Here is a 24249-nt window from a genome sequence, read left to right as displayed (position 1 = left end):
TTAAAGGTATTAAATAAACAAGTTCAATTTAAATAATAGCCCCATTTCTTTTGGGGTCAAAAGGAGAATTAAAATAAATGGCAGCAAATCAGCAGGCTATTAAAAACGTTTTTGCTATGATAAAAAAGCATGACGTTAAGATGATAGATTTCCGTTTTACAGATATGCCGGGGCAGTGGCAGCACTTCAGCATACCCGCTAAAAATCTGGATGAGAAAGTTTTTACCGAAGGATTAGGGTTTGACGGTTCATCGATCAGAGGATGGCAATCAATTAATGAATCAGATATGCTGGTATTTCCTGACCCTAACACTGCCAATATAGATCCTTTTATAGTCACTAAGAATCTTTCAATGATCTGCGATATTTATTCACCTGCAACAAAAGAGCGCTACAGCCGTGACCCAAGATATGTTGCTATGAAGGCTGAAGAATACCTGAGATCAACAAAAATTGCTGATACTATTTACTGCGGACCTGAAGCAGAATTTTTTATACTGGATCATGTAGCATATAATGTCAACGAATACAGCAGCTGGTATAAAGTTGATTCACGCGAAGGTTTCTGGAATACAGGAACAGAGCTTGAAGCAAACCTGGGTCATAAAATCAGACTGAAGGAAGGTTACTTCCCGGTTCCGCCTGCTGATAGCACTAACGATATCCGTAATGCTATGGTTGAGCATCTTCTGAATGCCGGGATTGAAGTTGAAACACAGCATCATGAAGTGGCAACAGGAGGCCAGGCGGAAATTGATTACAGGTTCTGCCCAATGCTTGAATGCGCTGATAAGCTCATGATGTTCAAATATATCGTAAAAAATACTGCAAGGCAGCATGGCAAAACTGCAACATTTATGCCCAAACCAATATTCGGTGATAACGGAAGCGGAATGCATACTCACCAAAGCTTATGGAAAAACGGCAAGCCGTTATTTGCAGGTGATGGATATGCAGGATTAAGCCAGACAGCTTTATATTATATCGGGGGTTTGCTTAAACACGCTCCTTCTCTTTTGGCATTAACTAACCCGACAACAAATTCATATAAGCGCCTTGTGCCCGGATATGAAGCGCCTGTTAATTTAGCTTATTCAAAAGGAAACCGGAGCGCAGCTATCAGGATACCGATGTATTCAAACAGTCCCAAAGCTAAGCGCGTAGAGTTCCGCTGCCCTGATGGTACTGCGAATCCTTACCTGGCATTTTCGGCGATGTTAATGGCAGGTATTGACGGAATCATAAACAAGATCGATCCGGGTGAAGCAATGGAAATGGATATTTATCATTTAAGCAGCAAGGAGCTTAAAAATATCCCCCAGGCTCCCGATAACCTGGAGTCAGCTTTAGAATGCCTTGCGAATGATAACGAATATTTAAAGCAGGGCGGAGTGTTCACAGATGACCTGATTGAAACATGGATTGAATATAAAATGGAAAAGGAAGTAAAGCCTATGGCATTAAGGCCTCATCCTTATGAATTCCATTTATATTATGAAGTGTAGTAAAGTGAAAGGTCATAAGTAAAACGGAGTCCCGTCTAAAGCGGATTTTGGAATTGAAATAAATACTTGAGCGGCTCGATAGAGCCGCTTTTTTATTGGTTTATTTCCAGGGATTTTTATTTGTGGTTGATATGTTTTATAAATTGTAATATTTTAGAAAACAACAATTGTTTAAATGAGAAAAATTTATATCATATTAACAATTTTGATCTTTTCCGGCGGGCTAAATTCCCAGGAATTGAAAAAAATTCCCATACCGACTTTATTTAATACAGGGGTTGATAATAATAAAATGCCGCTTCTTGATGGTGAAACAGATCCCCATTATGTGTTAAGCATCAGCGCTGACCCGCAGTTCGCAGGTCCGGATACAAAAGTGGTTTTTTCAGACGGGTTTCCAATCGGTCCGTGGATTTATAACGATGCAGTTTCAAAATGGATAGCACCAAGAGCTGATGCGGGAGAGTGGAACTCCCCGGGAATGTATGTATATACACTTTCATTTTCTCTTCACGGTTTCAAACATGAAACTGCAGAGATCCGTGGATTCTGGATATCTGATAACAACGGAGCTGATATACTTATAAACGGAAAAAGTACAGGTTTTTTTACTGTTTATGATGCATTCAGGTACGGATTCAGTCCGTTTGAAATTAAGGATGGTTTTGTGAACGGGGTTAATACAATTTCATTTGTTGTAAACAACGGCGAGGCTCCGACAGGCCTTAGGGTTATGATAGAAGGCAAAGCCGTGCCGATAGAATTTACAGAAAAATAATTTAATACCCCGCCACATGTAAATGTGACATTTTTTAAGTAAATGAGTTTTACTAAAAAGGTTGTTCCGGTTCTCATATTTAGGTAAAAAGTAAAAAGGCTGCTTAAGCAGCCTTTTTTATGGAGGTAAATATATTTTTGAAGCTAAAATTTATATTGCAGTTATAATTATTTTGCGGCTTTTTCCATGTAGTTTTTTAAAGAGCTATCGAGCGCAGGCTTTTGGCTTACAGCTGTTTGCCAGTCTTTAAGCGCATTGGGTTTATCCAGTGAATTAAAATATGAAAAACCTCTGTTGACATATGCATCTGTCAGGTTTGGATCAAGCTCAATTGCTTTTGTGTAATCATTTATTGCCAGCGGGTACTGTCTTAAATTGGCAAGTGCGAAACCTCTTGCATTATAGTTAAGTGCTGCAGTTGAGCCAAGCTTAATGGCTTTATCAAAATCTTCGAATGCGAACCGGAACTGCTCAGTGTTCAGGAAAACATAACCCCTGTTAATGTAAGCATCTGCGAATGATGAATCAGTCTGGATAGCTTTATCATAATCGGGCAGGGCGTCAAAAAGTCTCTTAAGGTTCGCGAAGGCATAACCCCTGGTGTTATAATAAACTGCGCGTTTAGGATTCAGCTCTATTGCTTTTGTAAAATCATTGATAACATTATCGAATTTATTAAGGCTCAGATACGCGAACCCGCGGTTTGAATACGCATCTTCATATTTGGGATTAAGCTCAATAGCTTTTGAATAATCCTTAACTGCCTGTATATAATCTTTCAGAAGTGCATAAACGTATCCGCGCCTGTTAATATATACTGCACTTTTCGGATCTTTTTCAACAGCTTTTTCAAAATCTACCATTGCCTTGCCGTAATCATTCATTGTAATGTAAACATAGCCTCTTGCATCATAAAATCTTGCGGTATCAGGGGCAATGTCAATTGCTTCGCTCAGGTCTTCTATTCCTTTGGGCAGGTCATTTTTCGAAATGAACAGGATCCCCCTGTGATACCATGCTGTTTGGTTCTTTTTATCAAGTTCTATTGCCTTATTATATTCAGTCATTGCTTCATCAAGCTTGCCCTTGTTTTGAAGCTCAATGCCTGATCTTAAATGTTTTGCTGATTCTTCCGGATTTCTGCCTGCGCAACCCAGTATAAGAGCTGAGAGTAATAAAATAATAACTATGTATTTATATAACATATTTAAGTTGAATTTTTGTATTTAATGTAGTAAGTTTATATAATTAAAAATTTACTTGTAATACCGTAAAAAAGTTAGAAAAAAGATGAAAAATCAAGCAAAAACCGTGTTTTTAATAATTATTTCAGCAATTTTATTATCGGGCTGCGGTAATAAAAAAGATAATAAAGTTGTAGATAATTATAAAGTTCAGCCAAAAGATACTATGGATATAAATAAAGATCAGTACAGGATAGCTGAAATTTTTGAAGGAGATAAAAACCAGATGCATGACCTTATTAAAGGTCCAGCTACTTTTGATATAATGCACCAGGGCTCGGGTCCGTATAAGATCCGTTTATTAAAAAATGACGGGACGGAGTTTGCAATACTGGCTGAAGGTACAGGTGATTTCAAAGGTAAAAAAGAGCTCACCATTCCCGAAACAACTGCATACATTCTTGATGTTAAATCAACAGGTAAATGGTCAGTTTACAGAGAGTAAAAATTTTTCGTTTAGCGTATAAAACAAAAAGGAATGACAATTAAGTCATTCCTTTTTTTATTTCCCCACTTAAAACCTTTAACGGTTGTTAAGTGAAAATTAATTAAAAACCATATTATCTGATCAGCGGTTTTATCCTGTTGATCTTGGGACGAAGCTCTGCTTCGTATGTTCTGTTAAGCAGAATTGCCTGTTCCCAGTCACGTGCTGCTTCTTTGAACTTTCGCTGTGCAAGATATGAAGTTCCCCTGTTATAATAGCCTTTTGCAAGTCTTGGATCTTTTATTATTACCGTATCATATTGATATACTGCTGAATCCGGTTTTCCAAGAATATCATATATATTACCTTTATTAAAATTGGCTATAGTATCATCCGGCTTCAGGAAAAGCACCATATTATAATCTGCCATCGCAGAGTCGTAAATCTTAAATCTTTCGTAAGCATTACCCCTGTTCATATAAGCAGAATGATTTGACTGCGTAAGCCTGATATATTCATTATAGTCAGATATGGCTTCACGGTAAAACTTTATGTTCTGGAAATGATTTCCCCTATCAAGATACGGTCCCGGGTTAATCGGTTTTTTCTTGATCAGTTCATTAAGCTCCTGAAATGCCTGTGTATTCCATACTTTATAAATACTATCCCTGGGAATACTGTAACCTCTGTGATATGATTCGAGTGAATCCCTGTAATCAAAATTTCCGGTTCCGTAAATATCTGTACTGTCCCTTTGTCTTATCAGGTTTGAATCTATCAATTCCCTGATAATTTCATCATATTTTACCTGTTCAAGAGAGTCTTTTTCTCTGCGCAGCTCAGATTCAGTTTTTTTGGTACATCCTGCGAACAGCAAAGAAAAAGCAATCAAAAAAAGTGCAGCAATTGAAATAATATTTCTGATCATAAACTTTGATAATTTCATATAATATTCAAATATATTGAATAAGAAAGTAACTTGTTAAACAAAAATTAAGTATTACAAAGATTAACTTATTCGGGTTAGAAATGAATACCGTAATAACGGTATTTAATTTTCGTTAGGTAAAGAAGCAAATTTTTATTTTTTAGGTTTGATCTTCTTATTCTTTGCCATAGATTCTGCAGCTAATTTCATTTTAAAGAGCAATAATTTCTTCAGTAAAGATTTATTGTTTACCGCAAGAATTTCAACAGCAAGAAGTCCCGCATTCTTTGCATTACCTATTGCGACGGTTGCTACGGGGATTCCGGAAGGCATCTGTACAATAGAAAGCAGGGAGTCGATTCCTTCCAGTGCTTTTGAACGGATCGGAACGCCGATAACAGGAAGGGGAGAGTGAGATGCTGCCATTCCCGGCAGGTGTGCAGCGCCGCCTGCTCCTGCGATGATAATTTTAATACCGCGTTTGTGAGCAGTTTCAGCATACTTAGCCATAAAATGCGGTGTTCGGTGCGCAGAGGTAATTTTTATTTCATAAGGAATACCGAACTCATCGCATACATTTGCGGCTTCCTGCATTGTCGGCAGGTCTGAATCACTGCCCATTATTATACCTACTATTGGTTTTTTCATTTTGTGGATTTTTGTCATTCCTGCGAAAGCAGGAATCTTGTTTTTTAAATTTTGTCATTCCTGCGAAGGCAGGAATCTTTTTTTTAACTTTTGTCATTCCTGCAAAGGCAGGAATCTTGTTTTATTGTTTAGATTAATTTTCCAACAACATCATACTCTTTTCATATTCTTCACCACCAATTTCAAAATACAGGTCTTTCCATTCTGGATTTTTTTCATTAATCAATTTATCTTTCCATTCTCTTTTCCATCTCTTAATACATTTTTCTCTTGCAATTGCATCGTTTATATATTTGTATTCCTCATAATATACCAGCCGTTTAACAAAGTATAAACTTGTAAAGCCTTCATTCACGTTATGTTTATGCTCATAGACTCTTTTTACAAGCGAATTTGTTACTCCTGTGTATAAAACACCATACTTTTTGCTTGCAAGAATATATACGCAGAAACTGTACATTTCAAATAGTTAGTAATTTTAATTTTTAAATATATTTTTTAAGATTCCTGCTTGCGCAGGAATGACAAGCATTTAAGATTCCTGCTTGCGCAGGAATGACAAGCTTTTAAGAATACTGCCAATGCCTTAGAAACAATGTAGTCAGAATTGATGATAAAATATTATATTACAATTTTCTTTTCAGCAGCTTTTGCTTTTTTTAATATTGCTGCAGAATTGCTGCCGGTAACAGTTATGTGCCCCATCTTTCTGCCCACTCTTGAATTCTTTTTACCGTAAATATGCAGATGAATATCTTTATCGGCAAGTGCAGAAGCGTAATTTTTTACAACACCTTCTTTATTCGTTTTGCCCAATAGATTTATCATAACTGCGGAGCGGTTTACCATTTCTGTGCTGCCAAGCGGTAAACTGAGTATTGACCTGATATGATTTTCAAACTGTGATGTTACGCAGCCTTCAATGGTGTAATGACCCGAATTATGCGGGCGCGGAGCCATTTCATTCACCAGAATCCTGCAATCAGATGTATAGAACATTTCTACACCGTATAAACCGAATCCTTTAACAGCTTTTACGCAATGAATAGCTATCTTCGCAGCTTTTTTCTGAATATTGGTATTTAATCCCGCGGGTGCAATTACAGTATGGCAAATATGATCTTTTTGTATTGTTTCCACTACCGGATAAACTGCGGTCTCTTTTGGTGTCCTTGCTGCCATTACAGCGAGCTCTTTGTTAAAATGTACAAATTCTTCGGCAAGCAGCTTAGAGTGGCGGTGTGTAAGTTTATCAAATGCTCTTTCAAATTCCTTTTTATTCCTCACAAGCGCATTGCCGTAACCATCGTAACCCATTTTCCTCGATTTAAGGACAAACGGCAGCTTCAGCTCATTTGCTGTTCTTTCAAAATCGTATTTATGGTTTACTGCTGTGAATTTCGGTAAAGGTATTTTATGTTTCTTAAGAGTTTGTTTCTGAATCAGCTTATCCTGAATCATTGCTATAGTTGCTGATGAAGGAAAAACCCTGCAGCCAAGCGATTCAAGATATTCAAGTATCCTGTAATCTATGAATTCGTTTTCAAGTGTAATCACATTAGTTATAGTGGCAAGCTTGTTGAGAAGCTTTTTATTTGAAGGGGTGCCTATCAATTCTGCAGAAGATATTATTCCCGCAGGCGAGCCTGCTTCCTTTTCAAGCACAGCAACATCAAAACCCATACGTATTGCAGCAAAGGCAGACATCCGGGCCAATTGCCCGCCGCCTAAAATACCTATACAAATTGGTTTTTTCAATTTTTAGCTGAATTTTAAAGCAGAAATGAATAAAATGAACTGATTTTCAGACAAATATCAAAAAAAATTTGCAGAAATAAAATCTAATTAAAATATGTAATTTAGAATCTATTTCACCATGGTTTTGAAAGTTTACCAAAGTAGCTTCCCGCAAACGACAAATAACACCGAAGATTCAATGCAACCAGTTTGTATTTGTCGAAAAATGCTTAAGGCAATCATGCGCCAACGAAGACAGAGAAAGGCGGGTTTAGCCCGCCTTTTGTTTTTGTAGATAATTTTAAAAGTGATTTACTTGACGAGTATCATCTTTTTGCTTTGGGTAAAACTTCCGCTTTCGATCCTGTATATATAAATCCCTGAAGGCATTTGAGATGCATTCCAGTCAGCCTTATAACTGCCGGGGACTAACTGTGTTTCGAAAAGTGTTTGCACAAGCCTGCCCATTATATCATATATCCTGATCGAGGTATAACCCGCTTTTGGTATACTGAAATTAATATTGGTAACCGGATTGAACGGATTAGGATAATTCTGCTCCAGCCTGAAATCTTTTGGCACTTCATTACTTATTGGTGTAATACCAATTGGCGCTCCGCCGCCATCGGTGGTTTTTAATACAGTGTTATTTTCACCTGAACAATACCCCGTTAGATCGTTCAGGAAAAAGATACTTCGTAATGAACTCCCTGTACCTGTAGTTTGTAAAAACCAGTTAACGCCTGCGTTGGTTGTTTTAATTATTTGCCCGCTGTAACAGCTTGCATAACCAGTGTTAGCACTGGGAAAGTGGATTGAATAAATGCCGTTTGAAGTCGGGATATTATATTGAAGCCAGTTTACTCCGCCATTTGTAGTTCTTAGCATATAATTACGTGAGGCGGCGCCAATGTAACCTGTGTTAACATTAACAAAAAACATGGCAGTAAACCATCCCCAATTAGAAGGCAAATAATACTGAACACTCCAGTTATTTCCTCCATTTGTAGTTTTCATAAAAACGCTGGTATCTAAAAAATAAGTAACACCGGAGACATATCCTGTTTCAGTATCAGTAAAATGCGCATTATACAGATTGTAATTTGTGTTCAACGGATTATTAACTATAAACCAATTATCACCGCCATTGATGGTTTTTACAATTTTACCGGTCTCGCCGCAACCATAACCTATATTTACATTTGGGAAGCTTATATCGTTTAGAATTATACTAGGCGGGAGATTCTGTATAGAATAGTTTTCGCCAAAATTCGTGGTTTTAACTAAAAACCCTCCACTTGTTGCATAACCAGTATTCTGATCCGGAAAACTCATATAACCACCAAAATTAATTGAATACCAATTATTACCAGCATTTGTTGTCTTATAACCTGAAATTATACCTGTATTTATATTTTTGAAATATATATCACCACCGCCAAATGATGTGTTCAAATTTTGCCAGCCTTGTTGCGTGTAGATATTTGTAATTGCAATCAATAAGATTGCAATTACTATAAGCAATTTATTATTTCTCTTAATTGTTTGCATAATCATTTTTAAAATTTTGTTAACGGATAATAACCAGCTTCTTTTGATCTACAAAATCGCCAGCGGTTAACTTATAAAAATAGACACCACTTGATACCTGATTGCCAAATTCATTTGTGCCGTTCCACAGTACTTCTTTTAATCCTTTACTTTCAAAACTATCAACAATTTCCTTAACCAACTGTCCAAGGATATTATAGATCGTCAAAGTAACTTTGGAATCGTTTTTTAATGTGTAATTTATTTTGGTAACCGGATTAAACGGATTTGGGTAATTTTGAGATAATGAATATTCTAAAGGCGTTTCATTATCTTGCCTGTTAATATTTTTATAATAATCAATAGCAAATGTATTTTCAATTCCCAAGTTTTCGCAGCTATATAACTCTGCAATAAAGGTACTGGATTTACCCATTGTAAACCCGGGATTAAGAGTAATACTCTCGCTTGAACGGAATACTGTATTAGAACCTATTGCTATTGTAACATCAGAAGAAGAAATTGATTTTGCAGACTGAATAATATTATAACCATAATAAACCTGATTCTGAACATTTAAATCTTTAGGTATAACATCAAACGGATATACTATTGTCCTATAAGTTGAGTTAATATCACTTTTTGTCCAGATGGGATAAACTATACCTTTGTTAATTTCTATCCCAATATAATGACTGCCATCTCCGGTAGCAAGCCCAACACCTTCTGTGCTGACTCTCATATCACACCAATTCATCCCGGCGTTTGTTGATATTGAAACAAAAGCATGTTTTACCGATGGTGCACCCTCTCTGGTGTCATAATAAATACACGCAAGATGACCCGAAATCGGATCACAAGATATCCAAGGAAATACTTGATCATTTGTTCGAACCTGATTTATTGGACTTTCGGTAGACCAGGTAGAACCGCCATCGTAAGATTTCTTTAAGAAAACATCATAAAAATTGGGAGAACCGTTGGTATTACCTGAATAAACTAAGTATAAAGTTCCATCCTGCAAATTAACAGACATAGATGGCCACCCTGAATATGACTTTGTCACAGAATATTGCAAATTTATTGTAACATGTGGACTCCAAGTATCTCCGCCATCAGATGACTTAGTGAATCTTAAAGCATTGTATGGAGTCGGTTCCCGTCCATGAATAGGCCACATTACATAAACATTTCCAGAATTATCAGTTGTAATATTAACTCCATGTCCGGGTGACGAGCCTGGCAGTGAAATTGGTGTTATCCAGTTGGCACCCTGGTTAGTTGAATATGTGAATAATATGCTGCTATAATCCCAAGCGCAATATATTCGTCCAGAATATGGGCTAGTGCAGCTATTATCAACTTTTGAATGCGGTTTATCAGCTCCGCTGCTATTCGGTAGCGGAAAAGAAGACCAATTATTGCCTAAATCTGTAGAACGGGCAACGCTTACACCTCCATTACCTAAATATGAAACATATAAATTCCCTTGTAAATCAATCATTGCAGTTGGGTCAAAACCACTGCCTGGTAAAATATTGTAGGTTTGTGGATTCCATGTTACACCCCAATCCACTGATACATGTGCGGACACACCACCTGGTAAGTTGATATTGTTTGCGCTCAAAACAATTTTAGCATTTAAAGGGTGAACAGCTACAGAGTTTTCACTTAAATTTAGATTGGCTGAATTATTAGGAATAATAGTATTTGTTTGCGCTGGCGCGCATTGAAAATTCTGCGCTTTAAGTTCTATTCTTTCGCCAATATTCATAACATAATATACCGCAATAAATATAAAAATTCTAATTAATTTTTTCATTATTAATTCTCCAATAATTTTATTTATTAATTAATAATGATTTAATTTCAGAATTTTCTTTTTTTAATTGTTCCACTTGCTTATTCATTTCGATTAAATATAAACTAAGTTCTTCTATTTTTTGCAATAATTTAGAAGTCATTTCGCCAAGTTCAATACCGTTTTCGTGTACATAATTTTCATCCGGTATTTCGGGCAAGTGCCCGTTTTCTTTTATATATTTTTCAAGCTCTGTTAAACTGATCAAATGATAGCCTTTCTTAAAGACAAAATCAGACCAGCTTGCCTGCACAGTAAGTTTTTTCGCAAAAACACCTTCTGGTTTTATTGTCACAACTTTTATACCACCATTGCCGCTATTATCCATGTCGGTCCAGAAATCCAGAGTATTTGTACCAGAATTTTTAATCCTCACATCTATATGATTAGATTCACTACTGTAACCTGAAGTAAAATCTATATAAGGAGTAGCTCCGGTATGTGTCCCTGTTTTGTTAAGACTTATCCCCGGTCCATTGTTTGTTGGATTCCATGCAGAAAGCCAACTTTCATCATTTCCCCAGCCCACTGTATTATCTGATTTGATAGATAATTGAGTGTAGTTTTCCTCTTCGTAATCTGCATAAAAATTAATTACACCGTTAGTTGACCCGAATTTCCAAAAGTCAATTCCAAGTGTTCCGTTTGCATTCTGAAAAATCAAGCTGTTTCCGCTTGTAAACCCATTCAGAATACTGTTCGTTAATTTTACTGAAGGTAATGTAAAACCAAAGCGGGTAGTTTTACCATCAAAAGTCATTTTTGAACCATTTTGCGATATGATATCCAACTTATTATCAGCAGAATTAATGATGCGGGTATTAAAATCTTGTACACCCGTACTTAGTCCAAAATGAAAATCAACATAAGGGGTTTCACTTTCAGAGTTGTTAACACCTAGTTCAATTGAACCTCCTTGTTCTTCAGTTAATCTTGAACCAAGTCCCCAATCAAATTGATTACTTCTAGTGATACCGCTTACATTTAGTTTGTAAAACGGTGCTGGTGGCAGTCCAACCCCGACTGAACCACCTGTATAATATATTCCATTTTCATTCTCCAGCCATTGTGAATTTATGCTAATTTGTAAAACAAAAAAGAAAAAAAGGTAAATTAAGATAGCGTAATTCCTTTTCATTTTATTGCCTCCTGATTAGTTTAAAGTTAAGAATCTTTTTTACTAGAAATTAAAAATATAGCAAATATTTAGTATCGTTTTCGGTTAAACAGATATAACGTGGTTTGGTAGATGTAGTAGTATTAATTTGATTTGCATAATATATTAAAGTTAATTATTTAAAGATGTGTTGTAAAATTTGTAAATTCAAAAAAAAAAAAACAAGGATAAAATTTTACTCCATACTTTACCTATAGCAGTTTCTCGTCAAAGTGTGGGGTTAGAACTATCCTATTTGATTATTTTGTTGTGGGTTAACTTCTTATGATAATACGGCATAAGTCGAAATATACCTAATATGGTTTTGTAAAAATTTAATTGTAATTAAAAAGAAAGGGTTCTTCAGTTTGTACCGTTTGCAGCATGCGCTTTAACTAGCTCAAGCACTTCGCCAACTGCGTCTTCGTTATTTGTTGAGTTTGTCACGTAGTCAGCTTTTCGTTTCAGCTCGGGTATGGCATTTTTAACAGCTATGTTATAAGCGCCGAAATCAAACAGCGGCATATCGTTATGCCAGTCGCCGATAACAGCCACATTTTTTTTATTAAAACCCAAATGCTTAACAAGCCTTTTAACGCTTTCGAGCTTGTTGCTGCGTTTATTTTTAATAGTAAGCAGGTAATAATCATTGCGGGGTGATTTGGTAACACTTAGGTGAACACCGAGTTTTTCAAAAAAGCCAAAGCCCGCTTTAATATGTTTCATGCTGGCTTTATCTTCGCAATAGATAAGAATTTCCAGGATATCTTTTACTCCCGTAAAATCCGAAATTTCTTTTATCGGGGCTGAAAGCTTAGTGTATTCTTTTACCACTGCGTTATTGGGTGTAACAAACAGATTATGTTCATCGCACATTGTTATCTTGCCGTAGTTATCTTCTGCCAAAGCGATAGCTTTGTGTACAAATGAATCCTTTATGATACCCCTGTATACAGATTCACCTTTTCTGCCTTTTATAAGTGCACCATCAAGTGTTACAAAAGGGATATCTATTTCCAGGTCATCAGCAATATGAGAGGAATAATGGAAAGACCTTGCTGAGGAAAGTGTGCAGAAGATATTCTTTTTTTTCAGTTCTTTTGCAAGATGCAGGGTTTTTGCTCCCACATTTCCGTGCTGATCAACAAGCGTACCGTCGATATCTATTACTATTAATTTTATGTCCTTTAATCTGTGGGTCAATTTATTAATTTCAGGTAATTTAGTACTGTGAACAGGTTATAAACTGCCTGCAAATTTAGCTATATGAATGCTTAAATAAAATTCATTTTGAAGGTTTTGTAGTATGTAATATGGACTAATGATTATTAATCACACTGCCATTTTCTTCTTAAGTATCAAAAACGATATATATGGAATAATCATAGAAGCAGCCATCCAGAGTGTAACAGCAAGTGTTGCCCTCTCATCCATAGGACCTGCAGCAAGCACAGGAATTATTGTATCAATTGCAGCGTGAACAATAGCCGGTGCCCAAATAGTGTTCCCTCCTTTTTCATACAAATATGAAAAAGGAAATGATGAAACGACCGCCAGCAAAACTGCCATTCCCCCAACAAGCAACCCCTGGTTTATAATAATTGGAATATGCGCAACTGAAAATAAAATTACAGCTAGCCATGCTGCTTTCCAAAAGCTTCTTCCTTCGCGCAGGCGGCGGAATAAAAACCCGCGGTACAATACTTCTTCCGCTATCCCATGTAATACAAATACTCCGATGGCAAGCCATATCCAGTTTTTAGGTATAGAGAAGTTGTATCCCGTAAGCATTGTTATCAAAGGATAACATAAAAACAGAAGTAGTGTAATTATAAGAGATGTTATAATTGCTTTACTGCCGGGTTTTCCTAAACCAAGAATTTTTACCAGGTCTGAAATCCCGGTCTTAAACAACAATACTTCAGCTATTGCAGCTGCAATAAGTACACATACAGAAATAAGAAGCGCATTTAAAGGGTTTATAGTATCGCCGGTTAATTTGGCTGTCAGTTCAAAAGTACCGTATAATATTATATAACCGGCAATTATAAGGATTAAACTTTTGTTTCTGAAAATTTCAGTCGAAGTATTTTTTTCCATAAATAATAATTGTTATGAATTAAAATATATCAGCAAAAAATATCAGTAAACTGTAAATTAGCAAATAAATTTGATTCAAAACAGTATTTTATAGAATCATATTTCCACTGATTATTAGATTACAAATTAGTAATTTTGTAAGATATGAAGTATAATTTTACAGAAATTGAGAAAAAATGGCAGGAATTTTGGGATAAAAACAAAACCTTTGCCGCAGAAATAGATCACACAAAACCCAAGTATTACGTACTGGATTTCTTTCCGTATCCTTCAAGCGATGGTTTGCACGTTGGACACCCCGAAGGTTATACAGCAACAGATATTATTGCCCGGTATAAAAGGATGAAAGGCTTTAATGTACTTCATCCAATGGGATGGGACGCCTTTGGCTTACCCGCTGAACAGTTCGCTATAAAAACAGGGATACATCCGCGCATCACAACTCAAAAAAGCATTGAAAATTTTAAGCGGCAGCTTAAATCAATCGGACTTTCAATTGACTGGACAAGAGAGATCGCAACAATTGATCCGAAATATTATAAATGGACTCAGTGGATCTTTATGCAGCTTTACAAAAAAGGGCTGGCTTACCAGGCTGAAATTCCCGTGAACTGGTGCCCTGAGCTTGGCACTGTTCTTGCAAACGAAGAAGTGCCTGAGCAGATCGAAAAAGGATATACTGTAGTACGCAGGCCCATGAAGCAATGGATGCTGAAAATTACCGAATATGCCGAAAGATTACTTATTGATCTTGATATGCTGGACTGGCCTGAGAGTACAAAAGAAATGCAGCGTAACTGGATAGGAAAATCTGAAGGCGCAAAAGTAACTTTCAGGATAGCGGGGGAGGATTTAGGCGGGGTAAATATTGAAGTTTTCACCACTCGTCCTGATACACTGTGGGGCGCAACATACATGGTGCTGGCGCCTGAGCATCCGCTGGTGGATAAGATAACAACAGCAGAGTGTAAAACCGCAGTTGAAATATACAAGGAAAACGCAAAACATAAATCTGATCTTGAGCGCCAGGCTCTGGAGAAGGAAAAATCAGGTGTGTTCACCGGAGCATATGCAGTTAACCCGGTTAACAATGCTGAAATACCGATATGGATAAGTGATTACGTACTGATGGGCTATGGTACCGGAGCTATTATGGCAGTGCCGGCACACGATGAGCGTGACTGGGAATTTGCTACTAAGTACCATATTCCCATAATTGATGTTGTAAAGCCTGCAGGCAATGAAACAAGCGATATCACAAAAGAAGCCTTCAGTTCAGAAGGTGTAGCTGTGAACTCTGATTTCATTAACGGTCTTAAAACCGAAAAGGCAAAGAAAAAAGTAATTGAGTGGCTGGAAGCCAAAGGACTGGGAAAAGGTACAGTTCAATATAAGCTGCGCGACTGGCTGTTTTCTCGCCAAAGATTCTGGGGTGAACCTTTCCCTATTATCCACCTTGAAGACGGCACAGTAAAATTACTGCCCGAAGATGAGCTTCCTGTGATGCTGCCCGAAGTTGAAAATTATAAAACCATTGGAACGGGTGAGAGTCCGCTGGCAGGGATAAGCGAATGGGTCAATACTACCGATCCTGAAACAGGCAAGCCGGCAAAGCGTGAAACCAATACGATGCCGCAATGGGCAGGTTCATGCTGGTATTACTTAAGGTTCCTTGACCCCAATAATGATAAGGAATTTGTAAACAAAGAAGCTGAAAAATACTGGATGCCTGTTAACCTGTATTTAGGCGGAGCTGAACATGCCGTTCTGCATTTGCTGTACGCAAGGTTCTGGCACAAAGTGCTGTTCGATCTTGGTTACGTTTCTACACGTGAGCCATTTGTAAGGCTGTTTCACCAGGGTATGATACTTGGCGAAGATTCAAACAAAATGTCAAAAAGCCGGGGTAATGTTGTTAATCCCGATGATGTGATTAACGGCTACGGGGCTGATTCATTAAGGCTGTTTGAAATGTTCCTTGGTCCGCTTTCGGCAACAAAGCCGTGGTCAACCAAGGGCATTGAAGGGGTTTACCGTTTCCTGAATAAAATATGGAGGCTTGTTGTTAATGAAGAAGGCGGAATTAATGCGAAGATAACTGATGCCAGACCCGAAGGTGATGCTGAGAGAGTTATGCACAGAACAATCATGAAGGTCACCGAAGATATTGAAGATATGGATATGAAGTTCAATACCTGCGTAAGTGAGCTGATGATATATGTTAATGAAATTTCGCGTCTTGAAACAATACCGAAGGAGCTTGTTGTTACATTGATAAAGCTGCTGGCTCCGTTTGCGCCTCACCTTGCAGAAGAGCTGTGGAACAGGCTGGGTAATGATTCAACCATTTCCTTTGAGCCATGGCCTGAATATAACCCCGCTAAAGTACAGAAAAATGTTGTAACAGTTATTGGGCAGATAAACGGGAAGGTAAGATCAAGGATAGAAGCAGAAACCGATACACCTGATGAAAAGCTGCTGGAGATGATGAAAAATGATGAGAAGATAAGATCATACATTGAAGGCAAGCAGATAGTGAAGGAAATTGTTGTAAAAAATAAGCTAGTAAATATTGTGGTAAAATAAGTAACATGAATTATCAGCACATCATACATTTTACGCTTGAAGAAGCCAATGATAAGCTGGACAGCATTAAGGGTGATATTGAAGAGATGATAAACCTTAAGCGCAGGCTTGACCAGAAGGGATATGATGTATACAGCCATTCATACCTGGGCGGTTCGGGACCCAACGGCAAAAGCGCTTTCCCTGAAGAAATGGACAGGCTGATAGATATTTTACGGAAGCTTAATGATGACGGGGTAATGGTAAAAGGAATTGACAGGGGACTGGTGGACTTCCCTCATATCCGCAATAACGGCGAGGAAGTTTATTTATGCTGGAAGTTCGGTGAAGGTGATATCAACTGGTGGCATACTATCCCCGACGGGTTTACAGGAAGAAGAAATATCAGTGAGTTATAGAGTTTAAGGGAGCAGCTTTTTTGTTCCCTTTTTTATTAATACAAATGAGAAACAAAAATATATGGGTATAATTAATAAGTTAGTCGTCGGCACCCTGCCGCTTGTTCCAAAAGCAATAGTGAGAAGATTCGCGAACCGATATATTGCCGGTGAAACACTGGGTCATGCAGTAATAACATCAGAGAAGCTTAATGCCAAAGGCATTATGGGAACCATAGATGTGCTTGGCGAGGATGTATTTGAAAAGGAAGATGCAACACGCTCAAAAAATGAATGCCTCGAAGTGCTTAGTGCGATCAAGAAACATTCCCTTAATTCAAACCAGTCAATTAAGCTGACATCACTTGGATTAAAAATTGACAGGGAATTCTGCTTAAGCAATGTGAAGGAAATATTCGCAAAAGCGAAGGAGCATAATATCTTCGTGCGCATAGATATGGAAGATTCAAGTGTGACAGATGATACAATTTGGGTATTTACCGAAGCAAGAAAGACATACAGCAACTGCGGCATTGTGCTGCAGGCTTACTTACGGCGGACCTATGATGATGCCGCAAAGCTGATAGAAAGCGGAACAAACTTCAGGCTTTGCAAAGGAATTTATATTGAGCCTGAGGAAATTGCTTTTAAAGAAAGACAGGAGGTCCGTGATAACTTTCTGAAAATTTTAAGGCTCATGCTTGAAAAGGATTCATACGTTGGAATTGCTACACACGATGAATACCTTGTTGATGGCGCGTATAAGCTTATTGATGAGCTTAAAAAACCAAAAGACCGGTATGAATTTCAGATGCTGCTGGGAGTAAGAGAAGGTATGCGCGATAAGATAGTTAAGGACGGTCACCGTATGCGGATTTATATTCCGTTCGGTACTCATTGGTACCAGTATTCGATCAGGCGCTTTAAGGAAAATCCGCAGATGGCAGGTTATGTTGTAAAAAGTATTTTGAACGGTGGTAAGTAACAGGAAAAATTTTGAATAAACAAAAAGGCTGTATCATTTAAATGATACAGCCTTTGTTATTTATCAGTAACGTAAAACCTAATTGCTTTTTTCTTCCTTTTTATCGGCACCATCGGTTTTTATTGTAACCGTGCCTTTATCGGAATCAAAAATTGTTTCAAATGTTTTCAGGTTATCCTTTGCGGGACCTGTTTCAACTTTTCCTGTTAATGAAAATTCAGAGCCGTGGCATGGACAAACGAATTTATCACCTTCAAGCTCAACATCACAGCCTTTGTGTGTGCAAATTGTTCTGATAGCCAAAAAGGTTGTTTCAGAATTCCTAATAAGCATAAGCTCATCGTTTATCTTAACACTGCCGCCTGTTTTTGTGAGCGCTGCATTTTCTGAAAGCTTTACTACAATATCATCACCTGTTTTGCGGAACACTGCCTTTGAAGCTGCTGCTGCTTTAGTGAATGCGGAAATATTTATACTTGAAAGCATCGCGCCGGAGGCTATTACACCAACCGCTGAACGCTTTATAAAATCTCTTCTTGATAATTTGCCTGACATGAAATTTTGCTCCTTTATAGTTTTACCCTTTTACAATTTTAATATTTAAAATTACAGTATCATTATTAAACATTCAATATATTTACATTAATGTTACAATTATTTGCAATTAAATGTGTTTTATTGAGTTATAAGCTAATTTTTCATTGAGATTATATGGTTTCAATTGAAAAACGTTAAAAATACAGGTATTTTGCAAAATTACAGAATAAATTCAAAACGAAAATATATATGAGTTTAGAGCAGGATATCGAAAAATACTTTTCAGCAGGTGAGATTAAAGCTGCCGAAAAAAAGAAAGCAATGGCAGCGTTTAAGGAAATGGTTAAGCTGCTCAACAACGGCACTGTGCGCAGTGCAGAAAAAACCAACGGCACGTGGAAAGCCAACACATGGGTTAAAAAAGGCATACTGCTTGGATTCAGGCTCGGCAAGAACAAGGATATGTCAATTTACCGGCAGATGCTGTTTTTTGATAAGGATACTTTGCCCATTAAACCTTTGAAGCTGAATGATGCCGTAAGGATAGTGCCGGGGGGATCATCTATAAGAACCGGCGCATATATTGGTAAAGGTGTAATTTGTATGCCGCCAATGTATATAAATATTGGCGCTTATGTTGATGATAACTCGCTAATTGATTCACATGCGCTAGTTGGCTCATGCGCGCAATTAGGTAAAAAGATACATCTTTCCGCGGCAGCGCAGATAGGAGGAGTGCTTGAGCCAATAAATTCAGTACCCGTTATAATAGAAGATGAAGTAATGATAGGCGGCAACAGCGGAATATATGAAGGCACAATTGTGCAGAAAAGAGCAGTGATAGGGGCAGGATGTATTATCACAGGATCAACACCTGTATATGATACTGTTAAAGGAAAAATCTACCGCAAAACTAAAGATGAGCCTCTTGTTATTCCCGAAGGCGCTGTTGTAGTTGCGGGCTCACGCCCGCTGGCAAACCAGTTCGGCATGGAAAATCATTTATCGGTTTACACTCCGATGATAATAAAATACCGCGATGAAAAAACCGATGCAGGGACTGCTCTGGAAGAGAGTCTTAGATAGGTCAAAATGACAAATGTCAAAGCTCAAATGACAAACCATCTCTCGCTTCGCTTACTAAGGCGAAAGTGAAACAAAATTGAATTTAAATTAAACTAAGGTGGCATAGACATTTCTATCTTTGCATAATCAAATTGTATAACCCAACTAAATTTTGAAATACGCGATCATATCAGATATACACGCAAACCTTGAAGCAGCCGAAGCCTGCTTAAGGGAAATTGAAAAATTAAAAGCAGACCGCATCATCTGCCTGGGTGACCTTGTAGATTACTGCGCGCAGCCGAACGAAGTGATATCATTAATTAAAAATAACTGCGATGTAGTAATTCTCGGTAATCACGATGAAGCGCAGTTTCATCAGTATATTTCAGAGAGATTCAGGGAGTTTGCAAGGATATCTTCAGTTCATACAAGGGGAATACTGCATCCTGAAAACCTGGAGTATATTAAGACCCTTCCGTTTACACACAGTGAAAATAATTTACTCTTCGTTCATGCCTGTCCGTTTGAACCTGCAAACTACAAATATGTATTGAACGAAGAAGCCGCTGTAACTAACTTCGGTGCATTCACAGAAAAAATTTGTTTCATCGGTCACTCCCACATACCGCGGATATTTGAAAACTCAGGCAGCGAAGCTGCGCCTGCTGTAGAAGGTAAATTAAAAACCGGCAGCCGGTATATTATAAATGTTGGCAGTGTTGGCCAGCCCAGAGATAAAAACAACAGGCTTTCATTTGGTTTTTTCGATACTGAAGAATACAGGTACTCGAATATTCGAGCTGATTATGACAGAAGCTCCGCAAGCATAAAGATATACAAAGAGGGATTACCTGTTTTCCTGGCTCAAAGGATCCTTACAGGTAATTAGGATTTAATTACGTACTCCAAAAATCCCAACATCACCACAATTCATTTCTAAGCTTCTGTAAATTAATTATATAGGTTATGACTATTATCATAAGAACCATTGATATATATCATTTGGTACAATCACTGATAGGCGTAATTTTGTATAGTAAGATAAGGTGAATACTCAAATGAAAAATCTGGTGATCTTAGGGGCAGGAACAGCAGGCACTATGATGCTTAACAAGCTTTATCAAAAGCTTGATAAAAGTACGTGGAAAATAACAATAGTTGATAATGAGAAAGATCATTACTATCAGCCCGGCTTTTTATTGATACCGTTCGGGGTCTATTCTAAAAAAGATGTAGTAAAACCCAAAAAACAGTTCTTCCCAGACGGGTATGATATGATAGAATCAGAGATCTTTAAAGTACTGCCTGAATTCAATAAAGTTCACCTTACCAATGGTATTATACTTGATTATGATATACTTATTATCGCAACCGGTTCAAGAACTGCGCCTGAGGAAACCGAAGGATTAAATGATAAGCTTTGGTACAAAGATATATTTGATTTTTATACACTCGAAGGCTCGCTTGCCCTGGCAGAAAAATTCAAAAACTGGGAAGGCGGAAAATTAGTCATCAATATTACGGAAATGCCGATAAAGTGTCCGGTTGCTCCGCTTGAATTCGCATTTCTTGCCGATGCATTTTTTGAAGACAGGGGTATCCGTGAAAAAGTTCATATTACATATGTAACTCCACTTGCTGAAGCGTTTACAAAACATAAATGCGCCGAGGTTTTGGGTCATTACCTTGATGATAAAAGCATAGAGCTTGAAGCTGAGTTCAATACCGCAAGAATTGATAACGATGAGAAAAAGCTTGTTTCATGGGATGAGAGAGAAATTGAATTTGACCTGCTGGTAACTGTACCCACAAATAAAGGCGCCGACTATATTGAAACAAGCGGTTTGGGTGATGAACTGAATTTTGTGCCAACTGATAAATTTACTCTTCAATCACTTGCTCATAAGAATGTATTTGTAATTGGCGATGCCTCAAATATTCCTGCCAGCAAAGCAGGTTCAGTAGCGCACTTTGCTTCAGAAATTTTAACCGAAAATATTTTAAGTTATATAAATGCCATGCCGCTTGCAGCAAAGTTTGATGGTCATGCAAACTGTTTTATTGAATCAGGCCACGGCAGGGCATTTTTAATTGATTTTAATTACGATGTTGAACCAATGCCGGGTAAATTCCCGCTTGCGCACTTTGGACCGTTTTCACTTCTCAAAGAATCCAGAACAAATCATTTAGGAAAGCTGATGTTTAAATGGGTTTACTGGAATGTGCTTCTTAAAGGTAAAGAATTGCCTATGGGACCTTTAATGAGCTTGAAAGGGAAAATTCTGGACGAGCATTTTTCGCAGAATGAATTTGTAACAGATGAACAGCAAATAACAAAACTCTCAGGAGGAATATAAAATGTCAACCGCAGCAGCAGAAATTGTAATATTGGGAAAGACACTGGCTATTGATGCAGACGGCAATCTTGTAAACTTAAGTGACTGGAATGAAGAAATAGCCAGGGAGCTGGCAAAGGAAGAGGGAATAGATGAGCTGACAGATAAACACTGGCAGGTTATAAATTATATGAGAAAAGTGTATTCTGAATCAGGTGATGCTCCTTCTATAAGAAAGCTTACAAAAGAAAGCGGAGTTGATACTAAAACTCTTTATGCTCTGTTCCCAAAAGGACCTGCAAAAAAAGCCGCAAGAATAGCAGGCTTGCCAAAACCAAAAGGATGCATTTAAACGTGAAACGTCAAACGTGAAACGTGAAATGTGATGTGACATTCAAAAAAGCACAAAAGATGATTTTCTAACAGAAACTAAAGTCATGGAAAATAATTACGAACCAATTAAAAAAGTATCTATTATAGTTTCAAAGGGATCGCTTGAAGGAGTTTATCCCGGGCTGATAATGGCAAATGGCGCGAGAATGGAAGGCATTGAAGCTAATTTGTTCTTTACTTTCTTCGGTATGGAAGCAATAATAAAAAAGAAGATGGATCACCTAAAAGTTGCGACAGTGGGGAATCCCGCAATGCATATGCCGACACTTATTGGTTCACTGCCCGGAATGAGCGCGTTGGCAACGCATATGATGGAAAAAGAGATGGAAAAGATAGATATTCCCCCGGTAAGGGAATTTTTGGAAATGATACATGACGCAGGCTGCAATATTTACGCCTGCAAGGCTTCGGTTGATATGTTTCACCTGAAGAAAGATGATTTTTGCAAACAGGTTGATGAAATTATTACTGTTGGTGATTTTTATGAAAAATCTGCCGGCGCAAGTATAATATTTACTTAAGTTTAAAATTTTAAACTTGTAATATATTTAATTACACTATTATAGTATAAAATATACTAACTTCTAACGTATTTACGGTGTAATTTTGAATCAAGAAAATATTGCAAGCCTTCCTTTATAGCGCTCTTTTAAAAATTCAGTTTTCCGAAGGAACCCGGTTTGCAGTGCCGAATTTTTTAACTTTTACATAATTAATAATATGAAGATGAACTCCTTATTTAGATTTTTTGCCCTTTTGATTTTTACAGTTTCAGTATTTACAGGTGTTGGCTACAGCCAGCAGGAAGATGACCCGGATAATCCCAGAACCTGGAAATATTTTAAAATTTATGCCCGGGCTGAAGATGACAGTATTTTTATCATCGGTCAGGATGATATGGGAATTGAGCCCAAGCTCGAAAGCTATACCATAGTAGTTAACCTGAGTGATGCAAATGCTCAGAACCAGTTTGTAGTGCTTGGTGATGAATCCGATCCTGCTGCACAAAGATATGCCTGGAGCCAGCTTTCAAAAAAAGTACAGGACGGGCTTATTAACTGGACCGGAACGAACAAGGAAAATTTAAACGCAAAACGCCTGGATTATGCAAGCGTTTTTCTTGATGTTATCAGGCAGATTAAGATAAAGGAATTTGTTGCTCCGCCCAAAAAAGAAAGAACGATAAGAAGCACAACAGCTTATATTAATCCTTACTTTCAGCTTTTTGGCGGTGAAAAGCTTGGTATACCGATAAAAAGATCTATCGGTTTTACTTTTGGTATCGGAAATAAATACAGTGCGCCTTTTGAAAGTGATCTTGTAAGTGTTGGTATGAACATCATAGGAGTTAGTATAAATTACAATACTACCATTGATAACCTGAACACTCATGCATACAATCCCGAAACGGGCGATAATTATCCCTGGAAGCAGTACAATAACATTTTTTCACCGCTCAGGGCAATTGAGCTTACTTATGTAATACCGCTTGGAAACTTTCTGGAAGTAGGCGTTTTAAGCGATATCAAATACGGAAAATATACTACAGGTGCATACGGACCGCCGAACACTTTTTTTGAGAATGGTGATTCTGCCAAGCCAATGCCGAACAATGTAATGCGCGGAACTTATCTTAACGCTGAATTCCGTTACCCGTTCAGGATGTTCGGTTCTACCCGCACACAGGTATACGCGGCTTATTACGCCAATGAGATGAATATCGGTCTTATCACCCGTGAAAGCCGTTTGGCAGGCGCAGTATTCGATTTCAGAACCAATATTACACTGAAAAAGATAAGAAACTTTCAGATATTGCTTGAAGTAATGGTCTCAAATATAGGTGAAGGATTTGCATTGAATGCATTCGCTTTCGGTCCTTCAGTCAGGCTTTCAAAAACCCAAAGCGGTAAGTTCGGCGTGATAACAGCGTTTGTAAATGCAAGGTTCAAGCTTGGTGACTTTTTTGATGAACGTGAAAAGAAATAATCTATAGTAATTTTAGATTCACAAAAACATATTATACAATTTATATATTTATATTGTAACAGGAGAA

The 24249-nt window shown here is 37.5% G+C and carries 23 protein-coding genes; 12 read left to right on the top strand and 11 right to left on the bottom strand.

Annotated elements, in window-relative coordinates; translation table 11 throughout:
• Positions 1 to 77 precede the first annotated feature (77 nt).
• Complete coding sequence (glnA, locus tag J0M37_02185) at positions 78 to 1505, top strand: type I glutamate--ammonia ligase (protein ID MBN8583876.1); 1428 nt, start codon at positions 78 to 80, stop codon at positions 1503 to 1505.
• A 175-nt stretch (positions 1506 to 1680) separates the two neighbouring features.
• Positions 1681 to 2283: a hypothetical protein gene (locus J0M37_02180; protein ID MBN8583875.1), complete on the top strand. Its 603-nt coding sequence runs from the start codon at positions 1681 to 1683 to the stop codon at positions 2281 to 2283.
• 167 nt (positions 2284 to 2450) lie between these two features.
• Here J0M37_02180 and J0M37_02175 read toward each other — a convergent pair whose 3' ends face one another.
• Positions 2451 to 3488: a tetratricopeptide repeat protein gene (locus J0M37_02175; GenBank protein MBN8583874.1), complete on the bottom strand. Its 1038-nt coding sequence runs from the start codon at positions 3486 to 3488 to the stop codon at positions 2451 to 2453.
• Positions 3489 to 3573: 85 nt separating this feature from the next.
• On the opposite strand from J0M37_02175, the gene J0M37_02170 reads away from it, so the two are divergent.
• Positions 3574 to 3972, top strand: a complete 399-nt coding sequence (locus tag J0M37_02170; protein MBN8583873.1) for a hypothetical protein — start codon at positions 3574 to 3576, stop codon at positions 3970 to 3972.
• Between the two features lie 115 nt (positions 3973 to 4087).
• Here the strand turns inward: J0M37_02170 and J0M37_02165 are convergent, their stop codons facing one another.
• The 9 genes from J0M37_02165 to J0M37_02125 form a co-directional block, all read right to left on the bottom strand.
• Positions 4088 to 4900 (bottom strand): tetratricopeptide repeat protein, encoded by an 813-nt coding sequence (locus J0M37_02165; protein ID MBN8583872.1) that lies wholly within the window; start codon positions 4898 to 4900, stop codon positions 4088 to 4090.
• A 135-nt stretch (positions 4901 to 5035) separates the two neighbouring features.
• A complete protein-coding gene (purE, locus tag J0M37_02160; protein ID MBN8583871.1) occupies positions 5036 to 5530 on the bottom strand; it encodes a 5-(carboxyamino)imidazole ribonucleotide mutase in 495 nt (164 codons plus the stop codon).
• Positions 5531 to 5663: 133 nt separating this feature from the next.
• Positions 5664 to 5990, bottom strand: coding sequence for a GIY-YIG nuclease family protein (locus J0M37_02155; protein MBN8583870.1), 327 nt, complete (start codon positions 5988 to 5990; stop codon positions 5664 to 5666).
• 161 nt (positions 5991 to 6151) lie between these two features.
• The gene (gene purK, locus J0M37_02150; protein ID MBN8583869.1) at positions 6152 to 7288 is read right to left on the bottom strand and encodes a 5-(carboxyamino)imidazole ribonucleotide synthase; all 1137 of its coding nucleotides are present in this window, start codon (positions 7286 to 7288) and stop codon (positions 6152 to 6154) included.
• 291 nt (positions 7289 to 7579) lie between these two features.
• The gene (locus J0M37_02145) at positions 7580 to 8722 is read right to left on the bottom strand and encodes a T9SS type A sorting domain-containing protein (GenBank protein ID MBN8583868.1); all 1143 of its coding nucleotides are present in this window, start codon (positions 8720 to 8722) and stop codon (positions 7580 to 7582) included.
• Between the two features lie 115 nt (positions 8723 to 8837).
• Positions 8838 to 10619 (bottom strand): T9SS type A sorting domain-containing protein, encoded by a 1782-nt coding sequence (locus J0M37_02140; protein MBN8583867.1) that lies wholly within the window; start codon positions 10617 to 10619, stop codon positions 8838 to 8840.
• A gap of 19 nt (positions 10620 to 10638) precedes the next feature.
• The gene (locus J0M37_02135) at positions 10639 to 11796 is read right to left on the bottom strand and encodes a hypothetical protein (GenBank protein ID MBN8583866.1); all 1158 of its coding nucleotides are present in this window, start codon (positions 11794 to 11796) and stop codon (positions 10639 to 10641) included.
• Between the two features lie 381 nt (positions 11797 to 12177).
• Complete coding sequence (locus tag J0M37_02130; GenBank protein MBN8583865.1) at positions 12178 to 13017, bottom strand: Cof-type HAD-IIB family hydrolase; 840 nt, start codon at positions 13015 to 13017, stop codon at positions 12178 to 12180.
• Between the two features lie 129 nt (positions 13018 to 13146).
• On the bottom strand, positions 13147 to 13914 hold the full coding sequence (locus J0M37_02125) for a CPBP family intramembrane metalloprotease (GenBank protein MBN8583864.1): 768 nt from the start codon (positions 13912 to 13914) through the stop codon (positions 13147 to 13149).
• A 144-nt stretch (positions 13915 to 14058) separates the two neighbouring features.
• Here J0M37_02125 and J0M37_02120 point away from each other — a divergent pair, with 144 nt between their 5' ends.
• From J0M37_02120 to J0M37_02110, 3 genes are all read left to right on the top strand, one after another.
• Positions 14059 to 16500: a leucine--tRNA ligase gene (locus tag J0M37_02120; protein MBN8583863.1), complete on the top strand. Its 2442-nt coding sequence runs from the start codon at positions 14059 to 14061 to the stop codon at positions 16498 to 16500.
• Positions 16501 to 16505: 5 nt separating this feature from the next.
• The gene (locus tag J0M37_02115) at positions 16506 to 16898 is read left to right on the top strand and encodes a DUF2203 domain-containing protein (protein MBN8583862.1); all 393 of its coding nucleotides are present in this window, start codon (positions 16506 to 16508) and stop codon (positions 16896 to 16898) included.
• A gap of 61 nt (positions 16899 to 16959) precedes the next feature.
• Positions 16960 to 17862, top strand: a complete 903-nt coding sequence (locus J0M37_02110; GenBank protein ID MBN8583861.1) for a proline dehydrogenase family protein — start codon at positions 16960 to 16962, stop codon at positions 17860 to 17862.
• Positions 17863 to 17940: 78 nt separating this feature from the next.
• On the opposite strand, the gene J0M37_02105 is transcribed toward J0M37_02110, so the two are convergent.
• Positions 17941 to 18417 (bottom strand): ubiquinol-cytochrome c reductase iron-sulfur subunit, encoded by a 477-nt coding sequence (locus J0M37_02105; protein ID MBN8583860.1) that lies wholly within the window; start codon positions 18415 to 18417, stop codon positions 17941 to 17943.
• Positions 18418 to 18648: 231 nt separating this feature from the next.
• On the opposite strand from J0M37_02105, the gene J0M37_02100 reads away from it, so the two are divergent.
• The 6 genes from J0M37_02100 (at position 18649) to J0M37_02075 (ending at position 24182) form a co-directional block, all read left to right on the top strand.
• Complete coding sequence (locus tag J0M37_02100) at positions 18649 to 19485, top strand: 2,3,4,5-tetrahydropyridine-2,6-dicarboxylate N-succinyltransferase (GenBank protein ID MBN8583859.1); 837 nt, start codon at positions 18649 to 18651, stop codon at positions 19483 to 19485.
• 151 nt (positions 19486 to 19636) lie between these two features.
• Positions 19637 to 20356 carry a metallophosphoesterase family protein gene (locus J0M37_02095; GenBank protein MBN8583858.1) on the top strand — a complete coding sequence of 240 codons (720 nt, stop codon included), beginning with the start codon at positions 19637 to 19639 and terminating at the stop codon, positions 20354 to 20356.
• 169 nt (positions 20357 to 20525) lie between these two features.
• On the top strand, positions 20526 to 21824 hold the full coding sequence (locus J0M37_02090; GenBank protein ID MBN8583857.1) for an NAD(P)/FAD-dependent oxidoreductase: 1299 nt from the start codon (positions 20526 to 20528) through the stop codon (positions 21822 to 21824).
• A 1-nt stretch (position 21825) separates the two neighbouring features.
• Complete coding sequence (locus J0M37_02085) at positions 21826 to 22155, top strand: TusE/DsrC/DsvC family sulfur relay protein (GenBank protein ID MBN8583856.1); 330 nt, start codon at positions 21826 to 21828, stop codon at positions 22153 to 22155.
• Positions 22156 to 22240: 85 nt separating this feature from the next.
• Complete coding sequence (locus J0M37_02080) at positions 22241 to 22717, top strand: DsrE/DsrF/DrsH-like family protein (GenBank protein ID MBN8583855.1); 477 nt, start codon at positions 22241 to 22243, stop codon at positions 22715 to 22717.
• 205 nt (positions 22718 to 22922) lie between these two features.
• Positions 22923 to 24182, top strand: coding sequence for a hypothetical protein (locus J0M37_02075; protein ID MBN8583854.1), 1260 nt, complete (start codon positions 22923 to 22925; stop codon positions 24180 to 24182).
• The last annotated feature ends 67 nt before the right edge of the window (positions 24183 to 24249 follow it).

The sequence above is a fragment of the Ignavibacteria bacterium genome, from assembly GCA_017303675.1.
Taxonomy (GTDB): domain Bacteria; phylum Bacteroidota; class Ignavibacteria; order Tepidaquicellales; family OLB5; genus OLB5.
The sequence above is the reverse complement of the archived record's forward strand: the minus strand, read 5'-3'. Positions and strand labels throughout refer to the sequence as shown.